Origin of the sequence: Bacillus sp. AFS059628, assembly GCF_002571225.1 — a bacterium.
Classification (GTDB): domain Bacteria; phylum Bacillota; class Bacilli; order Bacillales; family Bacillaceae_G; genus Bacillus_A.
The window spans coordinates 47,851-55,865 of the sequence record NZ_NVEC01000029.1 but is presented as its reverse complement, the minus strand read 5'-3'; the positions used below and the strand labels follow the sequence as shown (position 1 = coordinate 55,865).

General features: G+C 31.5%; 5 protein-coding genes. 4 read left to right on the top strand and 1 reads right to left on the bottom strand.

Annotation, left to right across the window (positions count from 1 at the left end):
• Nucleotides 1–319 precede the first annotated feature (319 nt).
• From COL05_RS11230 to COL05_RS11210, 4 genes are all read left to right on the top strand, one after another.
• Nucleotides 320–1,342 carry a hypothetical protein gene (locus tag COL05_RS11230; RefSeq protein WP_098668660.1) on the top strand — a complete coding sequence of 341 codons (1,023 nt, stop codon included), beginning with the start codon at nucleotides 320–322 and terminating at the stop codon, nucleotides 1,340–1,342.
• Between the two features lie 223 nt (nucleotides 1,343–1,565).
• Nucleotides 1,566–3,083 (top strand): glycosyltransferase family 2 protein, encoded by a 1,518-nt coding sequence (locus COL05_RS11225; RefSeq protein WP_098668659.1) that lies wholly within the window; start codon nucleotides 1,566–1,568, stop codon nucleotides 3,081–3,083.
• 52 nt (nucleotides 3,084–3,135) lie between these two features.
• A complete protein-coding gene (locus COL05_RS11220; protein ID WP_142337435.1) occupies nucleotides 3,136–5,457 on the top strand; it encodes a glycosyltransferase in 2,322 nt (773 codons plus the stop codon).
• A gap of 624 nt (nucleotides 5,458–6,081) precedes the next feature.
• On the top strand, nucleotides 6,082–6,324 hold the full coding sequence (locus COL05_RS11210) for a hypothetical protein (RefSeq protein ID WP_098668658.1): 243 nt from the start codon (nucleotides 6,082–6,084) through the stop codon (nucleotides 6,322–6,324).
• 143 nt (nucleotides 6,325–6,467) lie between these two features.
• On the opposite strand, the gene COL05_RS11205 is transcribed toward COL05_RS11210, so the two are convergent.
• Nucleotides 6,468–7,964, bottom strand: a complete 1,497-nt coding sequence (locus tag COL05_RS11205) for a glycosyltransferase (protein WP_098668657.1) — start codon at nucleotides 7,962–7,964, stop codon at nucleotides 6,468–6,470.
• Between the last annotated feature and the right edge of the window lie 51 nt (nucleotides 7,965–8,015).

Below are 8,015 nucleotides of genomic sequence, written 5' to 3'. Positions count from 1 at the left end.
GCGAAAGCAAAGAATTTAGGTGGGGGTCGGGCTGCCCCTAAAAGTCCGATTGGTGAGGGATGATAATCAGTGGGGGATGAAGAAAATCCCCACTGATTAAAGTTTCACTTTATAAAATCCAGTTGTTTTTAAATAATAATAGCAAGAATTAGAATGGATTTTATTAGATTTGATACATGATTGAATGATATTTACTTTTGAAGAAAAGAGAAAGTAAATATAAAGATAGTAGATAAACGATTGGTACTAATAACTAATGATAGAACGTTTTGAAAATAATAGCATACGAATATATAAATAATAAGAATGAGGTGATATATTGGAAAATAATGATATTCAATTTACTTCTTTACAAATGAGAACGGATAAATATGGTTGGGCTGGTATTCAATATACAAATGAAAAGCAAGCCATCTTATATACTCGAAACGGAGGAGTAGAATGGGATGTTGTCAATCCTCTTAATTCAATTATATTATTTGCATATCCAATAAACGCTCGAAGCTCTTGGGCATATGGTTTAACAAAAACGAATGACGATTTATTGCCAGCTATATTTTATACAGTTAATAGAGGAGAGAAATGGAGTGAGTTTATATTACCAATTGAAGAAGAGTGGGAGAAATCGACTGATGTTCAAGTGCAATTGCATGCCACGAATATGGATAGTATATGGATTGTACTATCTAGAAAGCTTGCATCAAATAAATTTGAACATAATTTATACTATTTGAAAACGAAAGGGAAAGATTGGAAAGTAATAAAAAATATAAGTATTCGTGATAGTATTTCAGGGATAACATTTATAAATGATCTAATTGGGTTTATTTCACTACAAAAACATTATGAAACATCAACGGTATTTAAAACAATAAATGGTGGGGAAAGTTGGCATCCTATAAAAGATATTCCAAGTCTTGAAGGAATTAATAATGAGACTACTATGGCTTATAAAGCAATCTATAAAAATAACTTATTAGTAATACCAACTAAAATGAATGATGATGTATTTTTAATGAATTACTCATTTGATAAAGGGAATTCATGGCATATTTCAAATAAAACAATAAATACGAGTAAAGTGGCTGTTTCGTTTTTTAGTTCCTATTATGGCTGGGTTATAAATAGTGAAAATGGAAGTGTATACCAAATAATAAAAAAAGGAGCAAAATGGATTAAAGTATCAAGTAATCCATTATTAAAAAATGTATTTTGTTTACATTTTTTTAATCGGCGTAAAGGTTGGGCGTGTAATAAAAAAGAAATATTTACTACAAAAGATCGCGGTATAACATGGAAAAAGGTAGTATATAAAATTAATAATATTGATAAATTTATTTAAAAGAGTCCTAAAGAAATTAGGACTTTTTTTTGCTTTTTATGGTGAGAGTTGTAACAAACAATGATAAGAGGAAGGAGGTAAGTGCAGAACTTATATTTTCAAAAATAGACGGTTGTTTTTACACAGTATAATTCACTTTTGAATATGTTAATAAAGTAGCAAATTCATAGGAAATGGTAATACTTAATATTTTATGTCACATGATGTGTAAAGGGGGCGTGTAATGAAATCGTTAACGGTTATTATTTTGTATAGTGAAAGAGAGCAAATATTAGAAGAGTCAATTCAATCTATATGGAAGCTAAATCCTCTTGAAATTATAATTTTCGTTCCTAACGATAGAAGTAATTTGTATGAAATAGCAAAGAAACATAAATGCCATATTGTTTTGATGGATAAATATAGTACGTATTATGATGGGTATGAAGCTTCTGTAAAGGCAGCAAAAGGAGATGTTTTGTTATTTGTAGATAGTAATTTTTCATTATCTACAAATGAGATGAAGAAATTTATTGAACCAGTTGTTACAAATCAGGCTGATGTAGTATTAAACAAAATAGATAAATTTGTAGAAGTTGGTAAATGTCCAAATATGGATATTGTTTGGAGAAAAATATTAAATGAAATTTTAAGTCGACCAGATTTAAAAAGTAATTCAATACTTTCATTACCATATGCACTTACGAAAGAAGTAGTGGTAAATATCGGCTTAGATTATATGAAAAATATCGTTCTAGCTCATATGAACATAGTGAATCAGGGCTGGCGGATTAACGATCAATATGCAATAAAAACGTTATCTAGAGATGAGACGTTACAAGAAGAAGGGTATTTAGTTAAAAAAGAATTGTTAGAGAATGAAAAAGAGAAAGTGGAAAAATATTTAATCGGTATTTCTAAATGGATAGAGAAAAAGGGAAGAAGAGTAGGGTTTACTGATGCAGGAAAAAGAAGAGATATTATTCAAAGATTAGGTAAAAGCAAGCAATATCCTTTTTATCACCGAGGTTGGGGAATGCATTCTTCAATTTATGACGGGAAACAACTTTCTGTCATTATACCAGTGCAAAATGAAGAAGAGACTATAGAACAAGTAATACTTGAGACAAGAAAAATAGAACCGCTAGAAATAATTGTCGTTGTAAATGGTTCGACAGATCAAACGGCCAGTATCGCTAAAAGACTTGGTGCTACTATTATTGAATATAACGAACGACTTGGTCATAATGTTGGACGTGCTATTGGAGCGCTTGAAGCTACAGGAGATATTCTTTTATTTATTGATGGTGATTTTAGCGTTTCAGGAAGTAATTTGCATCACTTTACAAAAGCAGTTTCAGCTGGTGTAGACATCGCATTAAATGATTTGAATCCGATGTTACATCCTCCGTTTTATGTTGTAGACGTCGTAAAATATATGCTTAATTTAGCATATAATCGACCAGAATTAAGTAATGGCTCATTAGTAGCCATTCCACATGCTATGAGTAGATCATGCTTAGATGCAATAGGGTGGGAAAGTTTACTATGCCCTAGTCTTGCACAAGTAAAAGCTATATTACAAGGGTATAGAGTAGAATGTGTACATTACGTTGATGTTGTAAAACCGAATAGAATACGTTTAATGGAGAATGTAAGTCACAATGGACATCCTCCAGCAGTATTAAGAATAATTGGAGATCACGTTGAAGCTCTCTCTTACTTAATAGAACATCTCAAAATAGATGGAAAGGGTGATTAAACTGTTAGACCAGTACAAGAAAATTAACATTTCATATGAAGAATTATGGCAAATGGATTTTCAAACTACAGAACCGTTTATACTCAAGATTGATTGGGATAAAGTAACGTATGAATTTTTAATTCGTATTAAGCCTAATGCTTCTAATACTATTGTTTTTGGATCCGGAGCAGGTGGATTTCAAGAACAGCCAATTGGTCCACCTATTTTTCATCGGCATTCATGGATGGATGAATTTGAAGATACTGTTATATATTATAATGATCCTACATTATATCTTGGAAAATTGTCTTTAGGTTGGGGACAAGGGAAGTTAGATAGATTTTACTTGCAAGATATAGCAAATATTTTAAAAATATTATTTACAAAGTTAAAAATTGATTCGAAAAATGTGTTGTTTTATGGTAGTTCCGGGGGAGGGTTTATGTCTTTAATTTTAGCTGGATTCGTTAAGGGCTCCACAGCTTTAATTAATAATCCTCAAACAAATTTATTAAAATGGATACCTGTACCAATAAATCTAGTTTTCGATTTGTCTTATCCAGGTTTATCAAGAGAAGAAGTTGAGGAGAAATTTGGGGAAAGAATTAATGTTGTGAAATTTTTTAATAACATTAAATATGTACCGAATATTTATTTTTTGCAAAATTTTACATGTGAATTTGATGTGCAAAATCATTTACTACCATTCATTTCTGAATTAGAACAACTGGATAAAGATACGGAAATAAATCAAATTGTAATAGACTTATATTTCGATAAAAAAGCAGGGCATGCAGCTGTAGGTAAGAGTGAAACAATTGAATATATAAAAAAAGTAAAGCCTAACCAAATTATAAAAGAAGAACAAAAAGAAGTGGGGCTGTCAGTCGTTATAGTTTTAGGAGAAGAAAAATCGAAATTGAATCAAATTTTAAACAAAGTGCAGCATATAAAACCACTAGAAATTATTATTGTGGCTGATGATAGAATGAGTGCAATACAAGCTATACCTACATTTGTTGAAAGTAACGTTATTGTTATAGAAGAGAAAAATAAACGGAAAGCACCTGTTCATGGGGCGAAAATCGCCAATGGAGATGTAGTCTTATTTTTAGATGGAGAAGATGTTATCTTTTCGGTAGAACTAGAACGATTTTTAGAACCGATACTAAAAAAGGAACAGGATGTAATCTTAAATAACATAGACTCCGTATGTTTTGAAAAGATAAGTGTGGAATGGCCAAGTATTGCTATGGTGTATAGAAAAATAGTAAACGATGTATTGGGACGTATGGATTTAAAATATGATTCGATGTTATCTATGCCATATGCCATTATAAAAAAAGCAATTGAAGACATTGGATATGACACTTTGCAAACCCCGGTTCTATCTCAAATAACTCTTATTGAGAAAGGGTGGCGACTACAATCCTCGTCAGCTATCACTAACACCTCCTTGAATAATATACCCGCAAACAAAACCTCTTTCTATAAAAATGAATTAACTAAATTAGAAGTATGTGAGATTAAAGAGAATGTAAAAGCTTTGGAAAGTTGGTTACAACGAAAAGATAATAGAGGGAACTATACAGATGGAGGAAGAAAAAGAGACATTATAGAGCAACTAAAAAAACAAAAGAGTTATTCACGTTTCTATAAAGGATGGGGTATGAATTCATCAATTTATAATGGAAAACAGTTATCAATTGTTATACCAGCACAAAATGAAGAAGCGACAATTAAAGAAGTTATCCTTGAGGCAAGAAAAATTGAACCGAAAGAAATAATTGTTGTCATTAATGGGTCAACAGATCAGACAGAAGTAATCGCTAAGCAATCAGGGGCAACAGTAATTGTTTATGAAGAAAGAGTAGGGCATGATGTAGGACGGGCAATTGGTGCACAAGAAGCCACAGGGGATATACTTCTCTTTATTGATGCTGATTTTGCTATTCCAGCAAAAGATCTTCATCCGTTAACACAGGCTGTTGCGGATGGTGTTGATATGGTTTTAAACGATTTAAATTTAAATCTTAGATTTCCTCTATATATTGTAAATTTATATAAATATATGTTGAATATTGCTTGTAACCGTAAAGATTTAGGGGTAGGATCTACAATTGCTGTTCCCCATGCTATTAGTAGAAAATGTTTAGAGGGAATCGGGTGGGACACTCTTCACACAGCGTGTGTTGCACAAGTAAAGGCAATATTAGAAGGGTATAAAGTCGAATGTGTCCATTTTGTAGATGTAATGAAACCAAATCGTATTCGTCCAAATGAACACTTTGCAACAGTAGGACATCCACCAGCTGTATTGAGAATTACCGGCGATCATGTAGAAGGGCTTTCTTATTTACTGAAGAATAGGGATTTTAAAGATTTATTTTAATTTGGAAGCTACTTTACTAATAAGGGTGAAATAGCAACGGATAGAGTGTAAGTTGAATATTGGGATGAAAACAAAATTCTAAAAAAGTTACTCTTTTGGTTCAGCTGTAAGTGAAAACTTCTTCAAATACATGAAGAGGTTTTTACTTTTTTTATTTCACTTTATTTTAAGTATATAAGGTGAAGAGTAAATAAAGAAGTAACGATATTTTTATGTCTATATAAATTAATGTTAGGTACAAGAAAGGAGGGAATGCCTTGTCTTGCATCAATAAAAGTTGTTTTAATATTTGTTTAGAAACTAAAGTTTATCCAAATGGCGGGGCAGAAATATTTGTAAGATGCGATGATGAATTTTCATCTGATTTTAATGTAATACCATTTATCCCACTTTAAATCAATGGGGGATGAAGAAAACCCCCACTGATTAAAGTTTCACTTTATCGCATGTATTTCTATTTCAGTAAAAGATGATATGAGTTTTTTTGGATTTAGATAGTTTAATCAAACGTTAATTACCTATAAAACGAATAGTAAAATAGCATCTATTTTATAAAATTTAGTAGGAGAGTCGTGTCCGAATTCAATAAATTGCATATATTGTTAAAAGAAAGGAGGGAGAGTTATGGCATGTACTACGAATAATGTTTGTTTAGATGTGTGTCTTAAAATTACAATTACCCCTGGTAGTGGAATTGATGCAGTAGTCGATTGTGGAGGCACATGTGGGACAAGTCCTACTATTGTAATTAGTCCTAGTGGATCAATTGTTATTACTTTACCATTAGTTGCATGTTTCTCAATTGTACTAAAAGATGATTTAAGTGTTGACTCTTCATTAACAAGCCTCTCTTTTCAAACTTCTTAAGAAAGATACAGAAATGAAAAGCCTACCTGCTACTTTTCTTTTGATCTAATGTAAAAATAAAAAAGATGGTTACAACCCATCTTTTTTATTCTGTCATATATTAAAAATGAGATAATATATTATTTAGTAGACAGGATGTATAATTAAAAGCACTCTTTACCTCTTTTATGTTCGATGAGATAAGAAATTGCTTCTATATGATCACCAATGATTTGTTGTGTTGCTAATGAAAGGGAACCTTTCTCAGTGAAGTGTTTTTCTGGTCGAACACGATTCAATTTATCAACGTCGACAGAATGGATATTTTGTACATGAAAGCCTGCTAAAATTGTTTTCACTTGACTTAAGGTTGGTGAAAGAAGTGAATCAAATCCAATTGTATGAATGCATTTTCGACTAAAAGCATGAGGGACAGCAATTGTGGATCCCATACCTAAATCTTTTCGATTACATGCTAAGTTGACAGCATATTTACATGCGGTGACGATAGAATAGGGGAGACGATACTTATAGTAGTACTCTAGTTTATTTAAAGCTAAGTCCGTGCCATTTTGAATAGATTGTACAAATGGTAATAATTCATAACTAGAAATTAAGAAATCTCCATCTATAAATAATAATATGTCACCTTTGGCAAAAAAGGCACCAACAGCACGTCCTGTATCATTTCCAAGTGCTTCTTCGTAACTAATAACTGTTGCACCGCAACCCTTAGCCAATTCCTCTGTTTTATCTGTTGATCCATTAACAATAACGATAATTTCAAAAGGTTTTAATTTCTGTACCTCAAAAATGACAGATTCTATCGTTTTTTCTTCATTTTGAACAGGGATGATAACTGATAATTGTTGCTCTCCATAAGTATTCGAATAAAACTCTTTACCTGTAATTATTTTTGGAATGGATTTTTGTTCCCCGTTTTGAAGCCCTAAAATAATATCACGCTTTCGATTATTGTCGGTAAAGTTTCCTCTTGGATTTTGCTCTATATTGAGCCAATTTGCAATGGCTTCAAGATGATAATGAATGAGTTGAGTTGAAGGAAAAGAGGGAACTTGAGGGATAGAAATGTTGAATTGATCGCAAATTCGAAATTTATGTTTAATAATTTTCATTTGGGCCAATATTGGATTTGATAAATTATCTGGATTAATTACCTCAAGTACTTCTTTTGTCATTGCATAGGGAGGGAATAATAAGGAGTTAATATTTAAATCCGGGTGATGAAAAAAATGATTTGTAACTTGTTGCCAAATCATTGCTAAATGGGGCTGTTGTTTTTGATAAAAAAATTCATCTAAATTATTTAATACGACGTCAGCCGATCCATTTCGTAATGGTTGAAGAAATTGTATAAGTGAGAAGGAGTCAATCATGTAATTTTCATCTAAAAATAAGAGGTACTGCCCCTTTGCTTTTTTTGCGCCAATTACATAAAGATTAGTAGATTCTATCGGTTCTTCTAGTGGAATAATTTCACAATTGTAGGAATCTGCACTCTCAATTGAATCCTGAGTATATCCGTTAATAGTAAGGATAATTTCTAAAGGCTGTAGTTGTTTACATGCTTCCAAAATTCTAGGTAAATTTTTTATTTTATGTTGTATGGGGATAATAATAGAAATTGAATTTTTACACATAAGCAGCCTCCTTTTTAATCAGAGGTAGTTGTTAATAAGATTTGATAAAAT

Coding starts and splice junctions, on each gene's coding strand:
- COL05_RS11225 (WP_098668659.1), top strand. CDS start 1,566: ATGAAATCGTTAACGGTTATTATTTTGTATAGTGAAAGAGAGCAAATA.
- COL05_RS11220 (WP_142337435.1), top strand. CDS start 3,136: ATGGATTTTCAAACTACAGAACCGTTTATACTCAAGATTGATTGGGAT.
- COL05_RS11210 (WP_098668658.1), top strand. CDS start 6,082: ATGGCATGTACTACGAATAATGTTTGTTTAGATGTGTGTCTTAAAATT.
- COL05_RS11205 (WP_098668657.1), bottom strand. CDS start 7,964: ATGTGTAAAAATTCAATTTCTATTATTATCCCCATACAACATAAAATA.